The sequence below is a fragment of the Vibrio rubrogenes genome (genome assembly GCF_059641415.1).
This window is the reverse complement of the sequence record NZ_JCARSY010000010.1, coordinates 66,762-86,058: the sequence shown is the minus strand read 5'-3', so window position 1 is coordinate 86,058 and position 19,297 is coordinate 66,762. Positions and strand designations below refer to the sequence as shown.

Sequence of the window (19,297 nt, the reverse complement as noted above, 5' to 3'; positions counted from 1 at the left end):
GGCTTCATTTTGAACATGGTTTTTGCTAACCGTAAGTCGTTAGCGTCCAAGTGCTTTATCGAATTCAGCCCAACATTCCGTCATATCGATGACGGTTTTGTTTTTTCTTGCCTGGTCGATCATGATAGCCGTTAAGCCCGCTTCCAGAGCATCCACAACAGAAACTTTAAGCGGTGTACCATGAAGCATGTGATTGACGACTTCTTGGGCCATTAATTCATCTGAGCCGTAGTGACCATCATAAGCGGTGCCTTCGTACTGCTTGTCGGTTAAGCAGTTGGTGGTTCGGGCATCGTGGACTTTAAAAAAGTTACGGACAAAATCACCTTCCGCCATCCCGTCGGTACCGATCACGCAAAAACGACGGAACTCATCAGGGACATTTAAGTTGGCATGAAATGATAGTGTGGCGCCGCCTTGATATTCAATGATGGCATTTTGGTAGTCAATGATATCAGCATCGCTATCAAACACGGCATCAGTGCTATTCCAGCCGCTGGGCTTGGTGTGGTACATCTCAGAATCGGCGGTCACGGCTCCTGTCGGCGCATGTTCGGGCGTAAATGATTTTCTACCGCCGAAGCTGGCAACGCGTACCGGGCGCTCACCAACGAGCCCTTGGTAAAGGTCGATGTCATGACAGCATTTTTCTAAAATATAAGGTCCGGCGTATTTCTCCATTCTGCGCCAGTCTCGCATGAAAAAGGCACCATGGTGGGGAGGAATATGCTCGGTCGCTTCAATCGAGGTGATTTCGCCCAGTGTACCTTGTTCCTTAGCGCTGATTAAATCCTGATATAGCGGAGAATAGCGTAGTACCAGCCCCACGATGATTTTATCTTCACCGTACTCCTTCACCAGTTTGGCTAGCTCAATACTTTGTTTCTGATCGATGACTACCGGCTTTTCCGTGAATACCGTATAACCAGCTTGTAAACCAGCACGAATATGCTCAAGATGCATAAAATTGGGTGTGCCCACCATCAGCAAATCAAAGCCTCCGGCACTGAGCATTGCTTCAAGGTTTTCATAAGACTGGCCGGGTTTTATGCCAAATTGATGTAAATTTGGTAGTCCGGCTGGCACGGGGTCGACATAACCTGCGATTGAAAAGTCTGGGTCTGCTTTGCTCATGTCTCTAAGAACGTGAGAAAGGCGATGCCCCAATCCAATTATCCCTACTTTCATTTTTCCTCCCTGACCAGTTACGTGATGAGCCGAGCTCGGTTCTGGCAAGACAAATAGTATCAATAGATGAGCCTTGTTTAATCTATCTCATTTACTTCACGAAAAAAAGTAAATAAAGATTTTTAATAAATGGTTTTTAGTGTAATTGTTAATATATTTTTATAAATCATAATCTTATAATTAAATTATTTTATTTAGTTTTTTTATATGAAATCTTTTTTGTTGATATTGACGTTGTTTTTATCTATTTTGGCTAAAGGTTACAAATGGTAGGTGGCCCATTTCAACCATGTATCAAGGGGAAACACAATTTGGATTGTCAATATTTTATTGGTGTGGATGGTGGCGGCACTAAATGTCGAGCACGTTTAATGAATGTCGATGGTGAGATTCTCGCTGAATGTGCAGCGGGTTCAGCTAATATCTATTCTGCGTTTGATAAAGCACTCGAAACCGTAAGCCGTCTGATCGCTGATGTTTACTTACAGGCCAATTTGCCTTTTGAATCCTCTGCTTGTACTAGTGTGGTACTCGGTTTAGCGGGAGCCAACGTTGAATCCTACCGTCAGTGTGCTCAGAAGGCACTTCAAGGTTTTGCTCATGTGAAGGTTGTGTCTGATGCTGAAATTGCTTGTATTGGCGGTCACTTAGGTGAGAGCGGTGCCGTGCTAATCACAGGCACAGGCAGTCAGGGTGTGAGATGGGATGGCAGGCAATTTAGTCAAGTCGGAGGGTGGGGGTTCAGTCTTGCAGACCAAGGGTCCGGTGCGATTTTAGGACGCCGGGCGGTTCGGTATGCACTACAAGCTCATGAGCATTTAATTGAGCCGACAGCCCTAACCCGAGAAATCATGAGTCAATTTGACAACTCGCCAGAACAGATGCTGACTTGGTCAACCAACGCGACGCCTGCCGATTGGGGCCATTTTGCGCCTGCAATTTTTCACTACGCTGAACTTGGTGATGCGGTCGCAACACAACTAGTGCGGCAAACCGCAAGTGAAATAGATCAAATGCTGGACTATTTAACACATCAAGGTGAGAACGGAGCGACTTTGATGGGTGGGCTGGCTAAGCCGATTGTGCCATGGCTATCACCTCGTAATCAGGCTGTTCTAATCGATGCCAAAGGTGATGCGCTTGATGGCGCATTGATATTGTCGCGTTTGTCCTGTGAATCCATATAATGCACGAACGCACCGTAACCAATAGATAATTTTGAGTTTAATTATGCCGACACCACCGTCCATCACTACCCGTCTACTTCGTTTGATTGTTGAACATGCTTCCATCAGTCAATCTGACTTAAAGGTGCGTAGTACACTGAGTATGTCAGCTGTTTCCCAAGCGACGAATAAGCTGTTGAACAAAGGTATTATTCGTGAGTTAGGATTACGTAAGGTCTCAATGGGGAGACCGAAAACGCTGTTGGGGATCAACCCTGATTTCACATGTGTGATTGGCGTTCAGCTTAATACAGAGCGTAATCTTATTGTGATGACTGACTTGGCCGGTACTTTGATTGGTGAGCAACAGATTTCAACAGGTAAGTTAACACCAAAGCAGCTTGGTGACTCGTTAGCTAAGTTTATGAAATCTACTGCGTCACATAGAAATATCGGTGCCATTGGTCTTGCTATATCAGGGGTTGTTGATCCTGATTCTGGCCGCTGTTTACGTTCATTTTTGCTTGACTGGAATAATGTCGATATTGCTTCTCAGTTGACTGAGCGTTTTTCGATTCCGGTATTTATTGAAAATGATGCCAATGCTTTAGCGCTGGCTTCGGTCGTATTTGGCCAAATTGGGCAGTCCTCATCAGCAATTATTGCTACTTTTGGTCAAGGGATCGGCGCGGGGATTATTATTAATCGCCAGTTATATCGTGGTCGTCATGGAAATGCCGGTGAAATCGGGAATGGGTTGTTGGGTGATGGTTCTGAAAGAGAATTAGAAAGCGTGGCATCGTCGCGGGCAATTTTGCAGTATTTGTTGCATCATGACCCGGATATTGATAGGCAAAATCCGCCACGTACTTTACAGGAGCTAGAGCTTAACCCGAGCCCGATGGCGATTGAGACTCTGACGAATGCAGGACATCACCTTGGTGTGTCTTTGGCTAATTTATCCATTGCCTTTGACCCTGATATTGTTTACTTGACCACAGAACCTCAAACGGTATCGCGCATTTTATTTGATCAAGTTCTTCAGAGCTTTCAAAAATACCGATTGCGTGTCACGCCTCAGGTGACGCCGCTTCATTTTCTCACTGAATCACGAATGTGGGCACAAGGTGCCGCCGGTTTTGCGGTGAATCGATTGTTGGATATGTTGGCTAGTGAAATAGATAATGAAAAATAGACGCACTGATTTGTCGCTCATTTATCCAGCGTTAGGTCATGGTTCATGTAGATCGCTACACTTCACATGACCTGCCTTGACTAAATGCACGACAAATTGCTGCAAAAAACATCACGAAAGGTCAACAGCCCCTAGTGGTTTCATATTACTCAAAAGTGAGAATCTTATAGGCTGGCAATGGACACCTTTTCCGATTTTTTCCTTTTAATCAGAAAATGATGAATCATCGTCTGGTTTCGCAGAAACTTTCAATGAAGAACCTTGCTTCGCAGCAAGGTTTTTTTGTGGTTTGGCTTGGCTATTAAAGAATGTCTTGAGGTATTTGCGGATCGCAACATCTGCGAATGCTAAATTGATCATTTATGCTCAAGCGGGGAGATCAGACTCGATTTCGGTTTGAGTTTTTTTGAACAAAACCAGATTCCAACCCCAATGAGCAGCGCACTGACAATATGGTAACTCTTTAATTGAACGTCCAGAAAAACGATACTGAATACGCCGCCTGATAAAGGGATAATATGCGTGTAGATTTCTCCTCTTGTCGCGCCGATCTCACCGATATCTTTGTTCCAAAAGACATAAGATAACCAAGACGGAAAGAGCACTAAATACAGCAGGCCAGCCAGAAAACCACCATGAGTATACGATGATAGGCTGATAGGAGATTGAGTCGTGGTGTAGTACCAGACGATTGGTACTAAGATGACTGCGCCTGTAAAAGAGCTGACAGTGACGAAAGCATTACTGGGGATCGTTTTGTCTTTTAGCCGTAAGAAAGAACAATAAAATGCCCAGCTTAAGGCCGACCCCATAGCCCATAGATCACCGGTATTGATATGGTGGAAGACTCGAGTATCGCTCACATTGCCTTTCATCACTAAAAAGAAAACGCCAAACGTACTCAAAATAACACCCAAAATATTATTCAATGTAATTTTATCTCTGAATATGACGCCATTGATAATTAACACAATCCCCGGTGTCGCTGACATATATATTGCAGCATTCAATGATGTGGTGGTTTGTAGTCCGATGTAGAGTGTTAGCGGAAAGAGAACTTGACCAAAAATAGAAAGAAATATTATCGCAATGAAACAGTTTCTTATTTTGTTTAAATTGTTTTTAACTTGGTTGAAATACAAAAATCCAAGTAATATGGCAGTGAGTAACCATCGTGCTTCAGTCATAACAATCGGGTCTGCTTGGGCAACGAGTATATGACCAACAACATAATTACCACCCCAAAACATGGCAGCAAGGATTAATAAAAAATATGGCATTACAATATCCATTTAAATAATTATCAATATACAACAGGTGACAGTTGTGTATTGGTGACTATAGTCACATAGTGCTTTCTATTCTCCGGCTATTCAAAACATGTTTTGGGGCACTCGCGGATCGCTACATCTGCTGACATGTATTTATTTTTGCTTATTTTTTCCCCGACTTGGGTCCAGCCATATAGCGCAATTCCCGGGTGTTCCAGATTCTTTTCAATTTGATAGAGTTTGAATTTGAAGAACTGTTTTAAATGGGGCGAGTCTCCGGATTTAACTGCAACCACCAGATAGACCTGCTTTGATGTTTTGATAAAACCGAAACTCCTCACCAACACATTGGAAACCGAGACATTGATACCAAAGAGTGTGAACCGGTCACCTGCCGGTGTCGGTACAATCGAGTAGGTTGCATCGTTATTCTTGATATAAACCGAGAGGGTCGGATCCGGATGAGATGTGTTGTTATCAAACCTCGCATAAAAAACAGCATCAGCAATGCCATCCGAGTTTAAATCTATCTGGTTCAAGCCACTGTTTAATTCGAAAAAACTAGCCGCAGGATAAGCATAAAAAGGGTGTAGGAGCAGCACGATCAAGTACAGATACCTCATTTGTTAACCGCCTCTTTTTTCGTCATCAAATGAGCACGGTTGACGATGTAGGTATATAGGTTAGGAATAGCTAAGCCCGCAAATGAGATGATAATACCGATGAGCTGGTATTGATCAGGGATGAAACCGGTAAACATAGCGAAGATAGTGGCAAAAACCGGAATTAAATTAAAGAATAACGAGGACTCTGTCGGTCCGATTTTTCTCACGGAGTGAACCCACAAGAGGTGAGGAATGCAGGTTGTAAATATCGCCATATATAGAATGAGCCCCCAAGCCTGAGTGTTTATTTCTGTCAATACACGGAACAAGTTCAGATGAAATGAGCTCAGCAAGACAATACAAATTGAGCCAAAGAACATCACCATGAATGTTAACTGAAGTGGCTCGATTTGAGATCTGATTTTTGTGGAAAAAATGGTATAGACGCTCCAAGAAAGTGTGCCGACAAAAATGATTAAATCGCCTTTAATCATCAGCCAGCTATGATCCAATGGTGAACCAATCACCAGAAAAACCCCAAGCATACAGAGTAAAAGAGCGATGACGTGAGAGAGATTGACTCGCTCTATGTGAAAGCGACTGGCAATGAATAAGGTCATCAATGGTGAAAGAGACACAATAAGTGACGCATGGATAGGTGATGTGTCGTTGAGCCCATAAAAAAGCCCCAGATTAAACCCTGCAATTCCGAGTGTCCCAAGGAAAAAGAGAAACATATAGTTTCTCAATGACAGTGGTGTGGCCGATTGCCGTCTGAAAAGGCAGATCCCGCCAAGAATCATCGTACTCAGCACAAAGCGAATCGAGAGTAGCGCTAATGTGTCCACCTGTTGTAGTGCGATTTTTATCACCACAAAATTGCTTCCCCATAGGATGACAGCAATCAGTACGCCAATATAATATTTGTAGGCATGATTCAAAATAGATTTCTCATCGTGTTTATTGTGGGAATATTTAAGGCTGGGAGGCATATCTCACTAACCGGAACCCTAAGTCAGGTCTTTTATGATGACGGGAATGGATATCGCAATTTGCCAGTGAGTTATCGCTGATAATAAAGCTCCCCCCACAGTAGTAGTAAAGGACGTTGTTGCCATCCAGATTAAAGACTTCACCTGTCCATTCTGCAACATTACCGGACATATCAAATAGATTGAGTTCATTGGGTTTTTTCTGTCCGACAACATAAGGAATTTCTTGTTGTGATAAATCATCCGTTGGAAACCACCCGACCGTATCTGGTTGATCTGAGCCCGCAAACAGTGTGCCATATGTCTGGTTTTTTAATGCTTCTTGCCCCCCGCGAGCTGCAATTTGCCACTCAAAAATACTGGGAAGTCGATAGCCGGAAGCTGACTCATTCACAGTGACAACGCCATCTTTAGGGCGTTCAAAAATGGGATTGCCGGACTTGTCTAAATAATAGGGAGATAGATTGAAGTAACGGCTGATCATATTTGAAAAAATTACGGCATCCCACCATGATACACTTGCGACAGCGATGTTTGCCTCTTCTTTATTTGTATGTTTAACGATATCCCCTTTAACCAATTTGTTCTGTATTGCCCAATTTGTGATTTGTTCAAATAGTGAACGTGTTACTTCTGTCTGCATCATATAGAAAGATTTTACAGACACATTTGTATGTTTTTCATATGGCTGTTGGCCAAAAACATCACCAACATAATAATCACCGGCTTGTACCAGTGACTCATTTAATTTAAGTTGTTTTTCTGTTGATGAAAATGCAGGGGAATTAATAAAAAAAATACATAAAAATAATAAGTAATGCATCAATTAATAACCTCTATTTCAATTGGGGTTAGGGGAGTTGAACAGCAAGCTAAAATATAGTTATCTTTTATTTCTGTTCGAGAGATTTCACCAGAATGATCCATATTAACCTGCCCTTTCTTTAATAACACTTTACAGCGGCTACAGAAACCATCTCGGCAATTATATTGCATGTAATTTGTTATTTTATCACTATATCTAATTGATTTATATGTGTTATTTTAATGTTAAGATATTATTTATTTTGTTACATTGTGTGTAATTGGTGGTTTGGTTATTATATGTGTATGAACCCTATTCATTAATTTAAAATATATCACTAGGATGTTTTTAATAATATTGAATTGTTTGTTTTATCAATTTCTTTATTATCTGAATGCTCAGTTATTTAATCGTTTATTTGAACGGTTTTATAATGATTAATTGATTAAATATAGCCATAAGCACCGATTCTAAAGTGAGTTAATGGTGTCAGCGTAATCATGCGGGCGGTTCAGAGTGTAGAATGAATTGATATTCGGACGATAAGTGGACTCATCGGGGTGAGCAGAAGGTTGGTTTCACCGGATGTGTTTCGTGGGGCAATAAGGCTTTTACTTTTCGGATCCCCCTCACGAAACAAATGAGGGGGGATTTTGGTCAGGGCTTACGCTTGAATTAAAGCGACCGCTTCGCGCGTGAGGCGGGCGACTTCTTCCCAGTTTCCGGCTTCAATCAGTGATTTTTCGACCATCCATGTTCCCCCACAGGCTATCACGCGAGGGATATCGAGGTAATCTTTGATGTTTGATGGTTTGATACCACCGGTCGGCATCAGCTCCAGATTGGTATACGGTGCAAGCAAAGACTTAACCATGTTGATCCCACCCGATGGTTCCGCAGGGAAGAATTTCATGGTGGTGATTCCCATTTCCAGTGCGGCTTCAACCACGCTCGGGTTATTGATTCCCGGAATGATTTCAATGCCGAGTTCCTGACAGGCCCGGACTGTATTGGGATTGAAACCGGGAGAGACAATAAATGTCGCACCTGCTTCTTTGGCGGCGATAACCTGCTCCCGGTTGAGTACGGTACCAGCGCCGATGAGCATGTCTGGCTGTGATTTACGCAGCAGACGAATGGCTTCGGCGGCTGCATCTGAGCGGAAGGTGATTTCGGCTGCGGGCAGGCCGTTTTCAACCAACACCTTGCCCAGAGGAATGATGTCCTCGGCTTTGTCGATAGCAATCACAGGAATGATTTTGATAGCTTTGATTTGCTGTTTAATGTCTGACATGGTTGTTCCTTATTAAGAAAGCAGAACGGCTTGAGTGTCGATAATGGCGATATGCTTCATCATTTAATCTCTCGCCATTTCATCCCTCGCCTCAAAATAGCGTTGCGCATTGCCAAAACAGATATTCTCAACCATCGGACCGAGCAGTGAGAAATCATTCGGCACTTCACCATTTTCGACCCAGCCTCCTAACATATTGCACAGAATCCGCCGGAAATACTCGTGACGGGTATAAGAGAGGAAGCTACGTGAGTCGGTCAGCATACCGACAAACTGGCTGAGCAGGCCAAGCTGTGACAGTTGCTCTATCTGACGCTGCATTCCGTCTTTTTGATCGTTAAACCACCAACCCGAGCCAAACTGGATTTTGCCGGCAATCCCACCGCCTTGGAAGTTACCGATCATGGTTGCCATCATTTCGTTGTCTCTCGGATTGAGACAATACAAAATGGTTCGGGGCAGAGCGTCGCTCTTATCCATCTCATCTAAGAGGTGAGCTAGTTCAAAAGCAAACGGCCGGTCACCAATTGAATCGAAGCCTGTATCCGGGCCAAGCAGGGCAAACATCCGGCTGTTATTATTACGTTGTGCGCCAATATGGAACTGCATCACCCAGCCAAGCGCGGCGTAGCGCTGACCGAGCCAGACTTGTACTGCGGTTGAAAACTGAGCGTATTCCAGTTCAGAAAGAATGTCACCGTTGCAACGACGTGTCAGCAGGGCATCAAGTGCTTTTTCATCCGGAATAGGCGCATAGCGCATCGTGTCGATACCGTGATCCGCAGCGCGACAACCGTGGGCGTCGAAATGAGCCAGACGTTTATCGAGCGCATTCAGTAAGTCACTAAAGCGCTCAATATTGATATCTGCGACTTCTCCGAGTTTTTGGATATAGTCAGCAAACCCATCCTGTTCAATTTTGAACACTTTGTCCGGACGCCAGCTGGGCCGGACAGCGACATCAAAATCGCTATCCTGAGCAATGGCATGATGGTGTTCGAGTGAATCGATCGGGTCATCGGTGGTACCGACCATGACAACATTCATCTGTTGCATGATCCCCCGGGCGGAGAATGCCGGCGTTGCAAGTTGCTCATTGCACTGCTCCCAGACAGACTGCGCAGTTTTGGGGCTCAGTAAGGTATTGGTGATACCGAATGGGCGACGCAGTTCCAGATGGGTCCAGTGATACAGCGGGTTGCCTAACGTCTGTGGCACAGTGGCAGTCCAGGCGAGATACTTGTCGTAGTCGCTGGCGTTACCGGTAATCTGTTGCTCAGAGATACCTGCAGCGCGCATTGCCCGCCATTTGTAGTGATCACCTGCGAGCCAGATTTGGGTCAGGTTTTCGAATTGACGGTTATTTGCGACCTCTGCCGGACTCAGATGGCAATGATAATCATAGATCGGTTGATGACAGGCGTATTCGTGATAGAGGCGACGCGCTGTTTCCGTATTCAGCAAAAAGTCTTCATCCATAAAATTTTTCATTGTGTTCCTCCTGACAGTGCTGCGACCGTTGCGCGGGCACCATGATCCAGTAACGATTGATAGGCGTGACTCACAGCGTCAATCACTTGTGGGTTCTGGCCCAGTTCATGAGAGAAAATTGTTTCTACGCCGAGTAATGCCGGCACAACCGATACATTGAGTCCGTGTTGATCACAGATATCACGGAGCTGCTTTGCCATCGGATCGCGCACATCAATCTCATTGCCGTGTTCATCGACACCTGCGACATAACGCATCCAGCCCGCAATTCCTGTCGCAATCCACGAAAAATCACTGCCATGAGCCAGATGGTATTTCAGGCTGCGGCCCATCCGTTGCGGTATTTTCTGACTGCCGTCCATCGCGATTTGCCAGGTGCGATGTTTCAGGCTCGGGTTGGTGAAACGTTCAATCAATTGGGTAGCATAGGCTTGCAGATCGGTTCCTTGCGGCATATTGAGTGATGGTGCCTGCGCTTTGAGCATCATGTCGAAAGCGGCCTGACGATAGCCTGCATCCGTCATGGTGTCAGAAATATGCTCGTAGCCACCGAGGTAGCCGAGATAAGCGAGAAACGAATGACTCCCGTTGAGCATTCTCAGTTTCATCTCTTCATATGGGACGACATCGTCAACAAACTCCGCGCCTGCCACGTCCCATTCGGGGCGTCCGGCAACGAAATTATCTTCAATCACCCATTGGCTGAAGGGTTCGCAAGCAATCGCACACGGATCGGGGCAACCCAATAATGTTGCAATTTCGTCGAGTGTATCAGGCGTTGCCGCTGGTACAATCCGATCAACCATGGTGCAAGGGAACGTGACATGGGTTTCGATCCAGCGGTGAAGCTGCGGATCCAGTTGGCGGGCGAATTCAAGTACCGCGGCTCTGGCCACATGCCCGTTTTCTTGGATATTATCGCATGACATGACCGTAAAAGGCTGTAAGCTTCGTTCATGACGTCGTTTCAGCGCCTCAACGATATAACCGAGCGCTGATTTGGGGGCGTGCGGTGTTTGTAAATCCTGTTGAATCAGAGGGTGAGTCAGGTCTAGCTGACCTGTCGCCGGATCGACACAATACCCTTTTTCGGTGATGGTCATCGAGACGATTGCCACTTGCGGTTCTGCCATTTTCTCCAGTACCGCTTCAATACTGTCCAACTTCGGATGGCATGACTCGGTCACGGCACCAATCACTTTGACAACCGTTTCCTCTGCACCTTTTTCAGCGACGGTGTAGCAGTGATCCTGACGGCGCAGTGCGGTGATCAGGTCTTCACTGGTGAAGAGACTGACTTCGCAGATTCCCCAGTCACTGGCGGTTTTTTGTAACATTTCATGGGTGAAGAGCGCCTGATGTGCGCGGTGGAATGCGCCGAATCCTAAGTGAACTATTCTCGTCACCAGACGGCTTCGATCATATTCTGGTAAAGATACGCCAGAATTGAGTTGTGTATTCGCTATAGTCTTCATGTTGCTCTCTTCTCAGATTGAAATACGATGATGGTTCTCAGTTGGCTGACCGTTGACGATCAGCTGCCGGTTTTCCGTCACAGGGAGTCGAATCTCGACGTTGTCGTAATCCGGCTGAAAGTCACCCGCTTTCGAGACGGAGACCTGAACCGATTTGGCATCGGTTGTCACAGCGACAGACAGCTCGGCATATTGACCGCTCTGATAGGCATAACTTTCACCGTCATCGTCAAAAATAGTTTGCGAAAAATGATGTGTGCCCTGAGCCGGGAAAATCAGTAGCACACGCTGGTTGTCATGCCGGGTATTTGCGACACCGGTTTCCGGATTGAGCGGCAGTACACAGCCGGCTTTGACCAGCAGCGGCAGCGTCTCTAACGCGGCCGGTACAGTGATCGTTTGACCGGCACTAAACCATTGGTGAGTATAGAAGTCATACCATCCGACGGTGTTATCCGGGAGATAAACCTCACGCTGACGTTGATTCGGTTCAACCACTGAGGCCACCAGTAGCGACTGACCGAGCATAAAGTCATCATTTTCCGCCCAAGTGTTGGCATCATGCTCATGATCGAGGAAGGTCGGACGAAGCATCGGTTGATGTTCATGGTGAGCCAGCCACAGCGCATCATAGAGATAAGGCATCAGCTGATAGCGCAGTGCCATCGCTTTGCGAATAATCGGGGTGACTTCCGGATACATCCACGGTTCATTGACCGTCCCGTCGTCATTCCATGAATGAATGGTAAAGCGCGGGTGCATCACGCCATTTTGCACCCAACGGACAAAGAGTTCGGGATCGGGTTTATCACCGGAGAATCCACCGACATCATGGCCGATATTGTACAAACCCGATAGGCTCATGCCCAAGCCCATTTTGATGTTGTACTTCAGGCTCGTCCAGTTGGTCCGGTTGTCACCACTCCAAGTCTGGACGTATCGGTTCATGCCGGGACATCCTGAACGGGAGATCAAATAAGGCCGTAATTGCGGTGCGAATTCTCGCTGGGCATGGTACGACGCTTTCATCATCAACAGGGGTTGTAACGGTCTGATTAAGCTCACCGGGATGGGATTGCCAAACCCGTAACAGCGCGCCTCGCGATCCCATATTTCATATTCATTGTTGTCGTTCCATGTTGCGTCGATACCGTATTCAAGCAGCTGTTCGGTGACGTTACTTTTCCACCAGTCGATGGTTTTCGGATTGGTAAAGTCGAGGTGAGAACCCTCCGCATCCCAGAAGACCGATATTTCCGGAGTATCGCTTTCTGAATCCTGAATAAACAGCCCTTGTTGTCTGACAGCCTGATACATCGGGTGATCATGCAGCAGACAGGGCTTGATGTTGGCTGCGAGCTTCAAGCCATGCTGGTGGAAATAGTCCGACATGGCCGTCGGGTCGGGGACTTTGTCATGATTCCAGTGAAAGACATAACGCTTATCGCCAATTGAGGTATAGCCTGATGAGAGCTGGAAAGAGTCGCATGGGATTTGATGGGCTGCGCACTGATCGACGAAGCTTTCGAGCAGTTCTTGGGCATTCGGTTCGTCGGTATAACGCATTGTCGAACCGCTGTAGCCTAAACTCCATTTCGGGCCGAAGATTGTGCCGCCGGTCAGTTTGACAAATGAGCGGGTGACATCAATGACTTGCGGGCCAAGGATGAAGTAAAAATCCAGATCGCCGTCTTCAGCACGATAACTACGATATTTGATGTGATAGTTGTCGAGTTCATTGCCCAAGTCAAACCAGCAGCTGGCGAGGTTATCGTAGAACAAACCGTAACTCACATTCTGTGGTGTCCGGGTAATATAAAACGGGATGTGTTTATAAAGTGGATCTGTCGAGCTGGCGTTGTATCCCATCGCGTCGAGGTTACGCATTTCAAAGCGGCGGCCTTCTCGGTTGAGGTTGCCGGTCTTTTCTCCGAGGCCAAAGTAATGCTCGTTATCGCCGCGGTGCATGAAGTGGGCGACCCCTTCGGTACTTGTCGCGAGCTGAATCGCACCGGTTTTACGATCATGGGCGAGGGGCTGCCACTCCCCCTGTGCATGGTAGTGCCAGTGGAGTTGCAACGGTTGTGTGATGGTCAGTTTCAGGCGGTCGGTGGCGATTTCAACTTCATCATCACTACGGTTTAACTGATAATCGGGCAGCGAATAGCCTTGCATCGATGTTCTTGCCCGGCCGTTCCAGTCAATATCATCAGCGGCAGGGGAGACGGTCCAGGTTCTGTCGAGGCGCAAGCTTTCATTTTTCTTGACTAACACGCGGAAGATATCGGGTTCGAGAACAAAGATATGCAGGGTATGTTTTGCATCGCAGCGAAGAATGATTTCGTTACCCTGAGCAGAATCCCATTGCCAATGTTTTAATGTTTTCATCATTTAGTCCTTACACCGGGGCGTCCTTATTGTACGCCCCCAAGAATACCAGTGAGATTAATAGCCGAGGAAAGCTTTCGGCAGCGCTAAACTGATTTCAGGGATATAGGTGACCAGCATCAGCGCGAGCACTAAGACTGCATAGAAAGGCAGCAATGGTTTGATGACTTTATCGATTTTTACTTTACCCACGGAACAGCCGATGAAAAGTGCACTGCCGACCGGCGGCGTACAGATACCGATACAGAGGTTAAACGTCATCATGATCCCGAAGTGAACCGGATCCATCCCCAGATCCATCGCAATCGGCAGAAAGATCGGGGTGAAAATCAACAGGGCCGGCGTCATATCCATAAAGACCCCGACGATTAGCAGAATCAGGTTAATGATGAGCAGGACGACGATCGGATTTTCAGATACATTCATCAGTGCATCACTGATCATGTAAGGGATATCGGCATTGGCCATTGCCCAAGACATCCCCATTGAGGCACCGATCAAGAGCAGTACAATTGAGGTGGTGATCACCGACTCCAAAATAATCGCCGGAATTTGTCTGATCGTGACTTCACGATAGAACACCACGGCCAGCATCAGTGTGTAAACCACTGCAATGGCGGATGCTTCAGTCGCGGTAAAGATACCACCGATAATTCCGCCCATAATGATGACAATCAGACCAAGGCTTGGCAGCGCATCGAGGGTTCTTTGCAGTACGATTTGACCACTGGGTTTTTCGGAGACCGGATAGTTGCGTTTCTTGGCGATAATCGCAGCAACAACCATTAAGCCTAATCCCATGAGAAGGCCGGGGATGTAACCTGCGAGGAACAATGCACCAATCGATGTTCCGCCGGAAATTAATGAATAGACGATAAAAGTGTTACTGGGTGGAATCAGTAATCCGGTCGGGCAAGAGGTAATGTTGACGGCCGCGGAATATGCCGGATCGTAGCCCTCTTTCTTTTGTAGTGGTGACATGGTGCCACCGACTGCTGCAGCGGATGCAACGGCCGAGCCTGAAATCGAACCAAACATCATATTGGCGAGTACATTGACGTGCGCCAATGAGCCCGGTAATTGGCCGCCCAATACTTTGGCAAAATTAATCAGTCGCAGAGCGATGCCGCCCTGATTCATGATATTCCCTGCGAGAATGAAGAAAGGAATCGCTAACAGAGAGAAGCTATCGAGACCGGAAGCCAGTTTTTGTGAAATAACCGCAATTGCTGCATCAAAAGGGAGTGAAAGCATCACGGTTAGCAGTGATGAAATTGCAATACCAAATGAAATCGGTACGCCTAATCCCAAGAAAATAAAGAAGGTACCAAACAGAACAATGATAATTTGCCAATCCATGAGTCAGTTCCTATTTTAATTGGTTAGCCACAGAATCCACCTTGTGTGACTTAATGCACATTAGGGTTCTCAGGTTGGTCAAAAAGTCAGTTGATAAATAAATCAACATGAAGATCCCACTGAGGGGAATGGCTGCGTAAACGTAGCCCATCTCGAGGTTGAGTGCCGGAGATACCTGACCGGTTTCCAGAACATGCAGCATCAGTTTTCCACCGCCGTAAACCATGATCACACTGGCAAAAATAATACTGATTGCATTAATGACAAGACGAAGAATGCTGTGCTTAGCCGGACTTTTTTCTAAAATTTGTTCAAGTAATTCAATGGCTAAATGGCGTTTTTGTCCCAATGTATATGCCGCGCCCATCAGGCCGACCCATATAAAAAGAAAGCGAGCGAGCTCGTCTGTCGTTGTACTGGGTGTGTTCAACACATACCGAGAGAAAACTTGCCAGACGACGCAAATAACGAGGACGCTGGATAAGCCGATGCAGAACATCGACAGTCCTCGATTAATGACGCCTATTAACTTGTCCATAATGACTCCTGGTAAACCAATTTTTGTTATATAAGCATGTAGGGGTAAATTATTTTCCTTAAAATCGCTTGGCATTAGAGCATGTCACACAAAAACAGCCTGTGATCGAACTCTCATTAACATTTGGTCTGAACAGTTGTGGCCGTTTTTTATGAAGTTGGTCAACCAATGTGAAGTTTTTTATTGAAATTGGTCTGCATTGGCAGCTAACTTAATAGTGACCTACTAAAGATGAGATGAATAAGGCGTGGAGCACTCATCGAATAATCTGAAAGATAACGCATGAAAATAACATCACTCTAAAATGGAGAACATTATGCGGTTGAATAAAAAAACGCTGTCTACCCTGATGGCCTGTGTGGCGGCTGCTTCAATTTCTTTTACGGCATCTGCGACCACCATTCTAAAGCTGAGCCATAACCAAGACAGAAATCACCCGGTTCACAAGTCGATGCAATATATGGCAGAAAAAGTGAAGGAATATACCCACGGTGAGGTGAAAATTCGCATCTATCCGAATGGCCAGCTGGGGACCCAACGTGAGTCGATGGAGCTGCTGCAAAATGGTGCTTTGGATATCGCCAAATCAAATGCGAGTGAGCTGGAGTCTTTTGAACCGGCCTATGGTGCATTTAACATCCCCTATATTTTCCATGATCGCGACCACTTTTACCGCGTGCTGACCGGTCAGGTCGGTGACGATATTTTAAATGCATCGAAAGGAAAGGGATTCATTGGTTTAACTTATTATGATGGTGGTGCGCGTAGCTTCTATGCGAAGAAACCGATCAAGTCACCCGCTGAGCTGAAAGGCATGAAAATTCGCGTCCAGCCCAGTCCTACCGCAGTCAACATGATTAAACTTATGGGCGGTTCACCGACACCGCTGGCTTATGGTGAATTGTACACTGCCCTGCAACAAGGGGTAGTCGATGGTGCTGAGAACAATGAAACGGCTTTAACCAACTCTCGTCATGGTGAAGTGGCGAAATTCTTCAGCATGGATGAACATACCATGATTCCTGATGTATTGGTTATCAGTGAAGAGTCTTGGAATAAACTCACGCCGGATCAGCAAGTTGCTATTCGTAAAGCTGCCAAAGAGTCAATGCTGTATCACAAAGATCTCTGGACCAAAATGATTGCAGAAGCGCAGGAAAAAGCGAAAACAGCAATGGGTGTTTCTTTCGTAAAAGTTGAGAAACAGCCGTTTATCGATGCGGTCAAACCGATGCATGATGAAGCATTGAGTAATCAAGCGATTGCAAAATATGTCAAAGAAATTGATGCGCTGGCATCCAATTAAGCAATGCTATCAATGGTTGACCAATATGGCTTGGTCAACCAATTATTAGAGCCCGATGTCGTTGCATCCTTATCCAACAATACCTGTACCCCAGACTAACGGTAGTTAACTAAGTGAGATCATATGGGTATTCAAACAAACTTGAGTGTTCGTGTTGATATGATTCATCCACAGCGTCTTTATCAAAAAATAGGCCTTGGATTACAAAAGCGGATTGCGTCCGGGGAATTTGGTCTCGGTGATCGCCTGCCGCCTGAACGAGAGATCGCTGAGGAGCTTGATGTCAGTCGTTCCGTCGTTCGCGAAGCGATTATCATGTTAGAACTGCAAGGGTTTGTTGAGGTCCGCAAAGGATCGGGGGTTTATGTCATTAAACTGCCGGACACATTACAAGAAGAACAGGAACCAGAGTTAAATCGCAGTAGTGATGTCGGCCCGTTTGAATTGTTACAAGCGCGACAGGTGCTGGAAAGTCAGATTGCAAGTTTTTCTGCATCGAACGTTACCAAGAATGATATTTCTCGTCTTCGATATTACTTGGATCAAGAGCGCGTCAATCTGGAAAATGATACCGATGATTACGAATATGATCGGCTATTCCACCTGACCATCGCTGAAGCCTCCCAAAATAGTGTCCTGAGTGACATCATTCATGACCTGTGGGAGCGGCGAAATGAAAGCCCCATGTGGCAACAACTGCATTCACGTATAAAGAGCAATACTTACCGTTGTCAATGGCTAGAGGATCACGAGCGAATCTTATTGGCGTTACAAAAGCGCGATCCGGACGGAGCAAGACAAGCGATGTGGCAGCATATCGAAAATGTGAAGCAGACGCTGTTTCAATTATCCGATATGGATGACCCGCTATTTGATGGTTATCTGTTTCGCTAACTTTGTGGATAAAACCATGTCGCACTCATTCGATATGGCTCAACAATAAATCACTGGAAAACGAATCACTGGAAAACGAATAACTAGGAAACAATTATGGAACAAACTTGGCGTTGGTATGGCCCAAGCGATCCTGTGTCTTTAGATGATATTAAACAAGCAGGCGCCACGGGAATTGTAACCGCATTGCATCATATTCCGAATGGTGAGGTATGGCGCAAAGATGAAATCCTCAAGCGCAAAGCGCTGTTGGAACAGAAAGGTTTTAATTGGTCAGTTGTCGAAAGTGTGCCGGTGCATGAAGAGATTAAGACGCGCACCGGTCACTACGAACAATGGATCGAAAACTACAAACAGTCACTGATTAATCTCGCGGAATGCGGCATTGATACCGTGTGTTACAACTTCATGCCGGTACTCGACTGGACACGCACCGATCTGGAGTATCAGTTACCCGACGGTTCGAAAGCACTGCGTTTTGATCAGATTGAATTTGCAGCATTTGAACTGTTTATTCTTAAACGGCCGGGCGCGGAGGCGGATTACACCGCAGCGGAACAAGCACAGGCGAAAGCTTGTTTCGAACAGATGTCTCAGGCACAAATTGAGAAATTGACATCCAATATCATTGCCGGTTTACCCGGTGCAGAAGAAGGGTATACGTTAGAAGAATTTCAGGCGCGTCTTGACACCTATCAGGGCATTGACAAAGAAAAACTGCGGGAACATATGGTGTTATTTCTACAAGAATTGATACCAACCTGTGAGCAATATGGCCTCAAATTAGCTGTACATCCGGATGATCCGCCGCGTCCGATTCTTGGCTTACCTCGGATCGTGTCAACCATTGAAGATATTGAAGCGCTGACTACCGCGGTGCCAAGTATGATGAATGGTATCACCATGTGTACCGGCTCTTACGGGGTGCGCGGAGACAATGATCTGGTGCGGATGATTGAAACCTATGGTGACCGGATTTACTTCACGCACTTGCGTTCGACCTTACGTGAAGAAAGCAACCCGATGAGTTTCCATGAAGCCGCGCATTTAGATGGCGATGTGGATATGTACAACGTGATTAATGCACTTTTGAAAGAAGAGCATCGACGTGAAATGCAAGGAGATGTTCGTCGCATTCCGATGCGTCCGGATCACGGTCATCAAATGATCGATGATCTGAAAAAACAAACCAATCCGGGCTATTCCTGTATCGGCCGCTTGAAAGGATTGGCTGAGATTCGAGGTGTTGAACTTGCTTTAAAACGGGCATTTTACACCAGTAACTAAATGATTGGTTTGTACCTGATGACGTTCTTTGCCGTTGATTGAT

At 45.9% G+C, this 19,297-nt stretch carries 18 protein-coding genes; 5 read left to right on the top strand and 13 right to left on the bottom strand.

Features of this window, described 5'->3' with window-relative positions:
• Nucleotides 1-39 precede the first annotated feature (39 nt).
• A complete protein-coding gene (locus AC55NX_RS09680; RefSeq protein ID WP_496995536.1) occupies nt 40-1,188 on the bottom strand; it encodes a Gfo/Idh/MocA family protein in 1,149 nt (382 codons plus the stop codon).
• A 311-nt stretch (nt 1,189-1,499) separates the two neighbouring features.
• Between AC55NX_RS09680 and AC55NX_RS09675 the strand changes: the two genes are divergently transcribed.
• Nucleotides 1,500-2,375 (top strand): glucosamine kinase nucleotide-binding domain-containing protein, encoded by an 876-nt coding sequence (locus tag AC55NX_RS09675; protein ID WP_496995535.1) that lies wholly within the window; start codon nt 1,500-1,502, stop codon nt 2,373-2,375.
• A gap of 43 nt (nt 2,376-2,418) precedes the next feature.
• Nucleotides 2,419-3,549 carry an ROK family protein gene (locus AC55NX_RS09670; protein ID WP_496995534.1) on the top strand — a complete coding sequence of 377 codons (1,131 nt, stop codon included), beginning with the start codon at nt 2,419-2,421 and terminating at the stop codon, nt 3,547-3,549.
• Between the two features lie 204 nt (nt 3,550-3,753).
• Here AC55NX_RS09670 and AC55NX_RS09665 read toward each other — a convergent pair whose 3' ends face one another.
• From AC55NX_RS09665 to AC55NX_RS09610, 12 genes are all read right to left on the bottom strand, one after another.
• A complete protein-coding gene (locus AC55NX_RS09665) occupies nt 3,754-3,909 on the bottom strand; it encodes a hypothetical protein (protein ID WP_496995533.1) in 156 nt (51 codons plus the stop codon).
• A complete protein-coding gene (locus AC55NX_RS09660; RefSeq protein WP_496995532.1) occupies nt 3,906-4,829 on the bottom strand; it encodes a DMT family transporter in 924 nt (307 codons plus the stop codon). The genes AC55NX_RS09665 and AC55NX_RS09660 overlap by 4 nt, the downstream gene beginning before the upstream one ends.
• A gap of 89 nt (nt 4,830-4,918) precedes the next feature.
• Nucleotides 4,919-5,443, bottom strand: a complete 525-nt coding sequence (locus AC55NX_RS09655) for a carbapenem self-resistance protein CarG family protein (protein WP_496995531.1) — start codon at nt 5,441-5,443, stop codon at nt 4,919-4,921.
• The gene (locus AC55NX_RS09650) at nt 5,440-6,417 is read right to left on the bottom strand and encodes a DMT family transporter (RefSeq protein ID WP_496995530.1); all 978 of its coding nucleotides are present in this window, start codon (nt 6,415-6,417) and stop codon (nt 5,440-5,442) included. The genes AC55NX_RS09655 and AC55NX_RS09650 overlap by 4 nt, the downstream gene beginning before the upstream one ends.
• Complete coding sequence (locus tag AC55NX_RS09645; RefSeq protein ID WP_496995529.1) at nt 6,401-7,240, bottom strand: formylglycine-generating enzyme family protein; 840 nt, start codon at nt 7,238-7,240, stop codon at nt 6,401-6,403. The genes AC55NX_RS09650 and AC55NX_RS09645 overlap by 17 nt, the downstream gene beginning before the upstream one ends.
• Nucleotides 7,240-7,413: a 2Fe-2S iron-sulfur cluster-binding protein gene (locus AC55NX_RS09640; protein ID WP_496995528.1), complete on the bottom strand. Its 174-nt coding sequence runs from the start codon at nt 7,411-7,413 to the stop codon at nt 7,240-7,242. The genes AC55NX_RS09645 and AC55NX_RS09640 overlap by 1 nt, the downstream gene beginning before the upstream one ends.
• A 473-nt stretch (nt 7,414-7,886) precedes the next feature.
• Nucleotides 7,887-8,516, bottom strand: a complete 630-nt coding sequence (locus tag AC55NX_RS09635; protein WP_496995527.1) for a bifunctional 4-hydroxy-2-oxoglutarate aldolase/2-dehydro-3-deoxy-phosphogluconate aldolase — start codon at nt 8,514-8,516, stop codon at nt 7,887-7,889.
• A 63-nt stretch (nt 8,517-8,579) separates the two neighbouring features.
• The gene (uxaC, locus tag AC55NX_RS09630; RefSeq protein ID WP_496995526.1) at nt 8,580-10,007 is read right to left on the bottom strand and encodes a glucuronate isomerase; all 1,428 of its coding nucleotides are present in this window, start codon (nt 10,005-10,007) and stop codon (nt 8,580-8,582) included.
• A complete protein-coding gene (locus tag AC55NX_RS09625; RefSeq protein WP_496995525.1) occupies nt 10,004-11,482 on the bottom strand; it encodes a mannitol dehydrogenase family protein in 1,479 nt (492 codons plus the stop codon). The genes uxaC and AC55NX_RS09625 overlap by 4 nt, the downstream gene beginning before the upstream one ends.
• Nucleotides 11,483-11,494: 12 nt before the next feature.
• Entirely contained in the window at nt 11,495-13,870 is a 2,376-nt protein-coding gene (locus tag AC55NX_RS09620) for a glycoside hydrolase family 31 protein (protein WP_496995524.1), read from the bottom strand.
• A gap of 57 nt (nt 13,871-13,927) precedes the next feature.
• Complete coding sequence (locus tag AC55NX_RS09615) at nt 13,928-15,229, bottom strand: TRAP transporter large permease (protein WP_496995523.1); 1,302 nt, start codon at nt 15,227-15,229, stop codon at nt 13,928-13,930.
• 10 nt (nt 15,230-15,239) lie between these two features.
• On the bottom strand, nt 15,240-15,767 hold the full coding sequence (locus AC55NX_RS09610) for a TRAP transporter small permease (protein WP_496995522.1): 528 nt from the start codon (nt 15,765-15,767) through the stop codon (nt 15,240-15,242).
• A gap of 316 nt (nt 15,768-16,083) precedes the next feature.
• Between AC55NX_RS09610 and AC55NX_RS09605 the strand changes: the two genes are divergently transcribed.
• From AC55NX_RS09605 to uxuA, 3 genes are all read left to right on the top strand, one after another.
• On the top strand, nt 16,084-17,073 hold the full coding sequence (locus tag AC55NX_RS09605; RefSeq protein ID WP_496995521.1) for a TRAP transporter substrate-binding protein: 990 nt from the start codon (nt 16,084-16,086) through the stop codon (nt 17,071-17,073).
• A gap of 123 nt (nt 17,074-17,196) precedes the next feature.
• On the top strand, nt 17,197-17,967 hold the full coding sequence (locus tag AC55NX_RS09600) for an FCD domain-containing protein (RefSeq protein WP_496995520.1): 771 nt from the start codon (nt 17,197-17,199) through the stop codon (nt 17,965-17,967).
• Between the two features lie 96 nt (nt 17,968-18,063).
• On the top strand, nt 18,064-19,254 hold the full coding sequence (gene uxuA / locus AC55NX_RS09595) for a mannonate dehydratase (RefSeq protein ID WP_496995519.1): 1,191 nt from the start codon (nt 18,064-18,066) through the stop codon (nt 19,252-19,254).
• Nucleotides 19,255-19,297: the final 43 nt, after the last annotated feature.

Bases quoted from the DNA above. Each gene is read 5' to 3' on its own strand.
- AC55NX_RS09680 (WP_496995536.1), bottom strand. From the start codon at position 1,188: ATGAAAGTAGGGATAATTGGATTGGGGCATCGCCTTTCTCACGTTCTT.
- AC55NX_RS09670 (WP_496995534.1), top strand. From the start codon at position 2,419: ATGCCGACACCACCGTCCATCACTACCCGTCTACTTCGTTTGATTGTT.
- AC55NX_RS09665 (WP_496995533.1), bottom strand. From the start codon at position 3,909: ATGATCAATTTAGCATTCGCAGATGTTGCGATCCGCAAATACCTCAAG.
- AC55NX_RS09660 (WP_496995532.1), bottom strand. From the start codon at position 4,829: ATGCCATATTTTTTATTAATCCTTGCTGCCATGTTTTGGGGTGGTAAT.
- AC55NX_RS09655 (WP_496995531.1), bottom strand. From the start codon at position 5,443: ATGAGGTATCTGTACTTGATCGTGCTGCTCCTACACCCTTTTTATGCT.
- AC55NX_RS09650 (WP_496995530.1), bottom strand. From the start codon at position 6,417: ATGCCTCCCAGCCTTAAATATTCCCACAATAAACACGATGAGAAATCT.
- AC55NX_RS09645 (WP_496995529.1), bottom strand. From the start codon at position 7,240: ATGCATTACTTATTATTTTTATGTATTTTTTTTATTAATTCCCCTGCA.
- AC55NX_RS09640 (WP_496995528.1), bottom strand. From the start codon at position 7,413: ATGCAATATAATTGCCGAGATGGTTTCTGTAGCCGCTGTAAAGTGTTA.
- AC55NX_RS09635 (WP_496995527.1), bottom strand. From the start codon at position 8,516: ATGTCAGACATTAAACAGCAAATCAAAGCTATCAAAATCATTCCTGTG.
- uxaC (WP_496995526.1), bottom strand. From the start codon at position 10,007: ATGAAAAATTTTATGGATGAAGACTTTTTGCTGAATACGGAAACAGCG.
- AC55NX_RS09625 (WP_496995525.1), bottom strand. From the start codon at position 11,482: ATGAAGACTATAGCGAATACACAACTCAATTCTGGCGTATCTTTACCA.
- AC55NX_RS09620 (WP_496995524.1), bottom strand. From the start codon at position 13,870: ATGAAAACATTAAAACATTGGCAATGGGATTCTGCTCAGGGTAACGAA.
- AC55NX_RS09615 (WP_496995523.1), bottom strand. From the start codon at position 15,229: ATGGATTGGCAAATTATCATTGTTCTGTTTGGTACCTTCTTTATTTTC.
- AC55NX_RS09610 (WP_496995522.1), bottom strand. From the start codon at position 15,767: ATGGACAAGTTAATAGGCGTCATTAATCGAGGACTGTCGATGTTCTGC.
- AC55NX_RS09605 (WP_496995521.1), top strand. From the start codon at position 16,084: ATGCGGTTGAATAAAAAAACGCTGTCTACCCTGATGGCCTGTGTGGCG.
- AC55NX_RS09600 (WP_496995520.1), top strand. From the start codon at position 17,197: ATGGGTATTCAAACAAACTTGAGTGTTCGTGTTGATATGATTCATCCA.
- uxuA (WP_496995519.1), top strand. From the start codon at position 18,064: ATGGAACAAACTTGGCGTTGGTATGGCCCAAGCGATCCTGTGTCTTTA.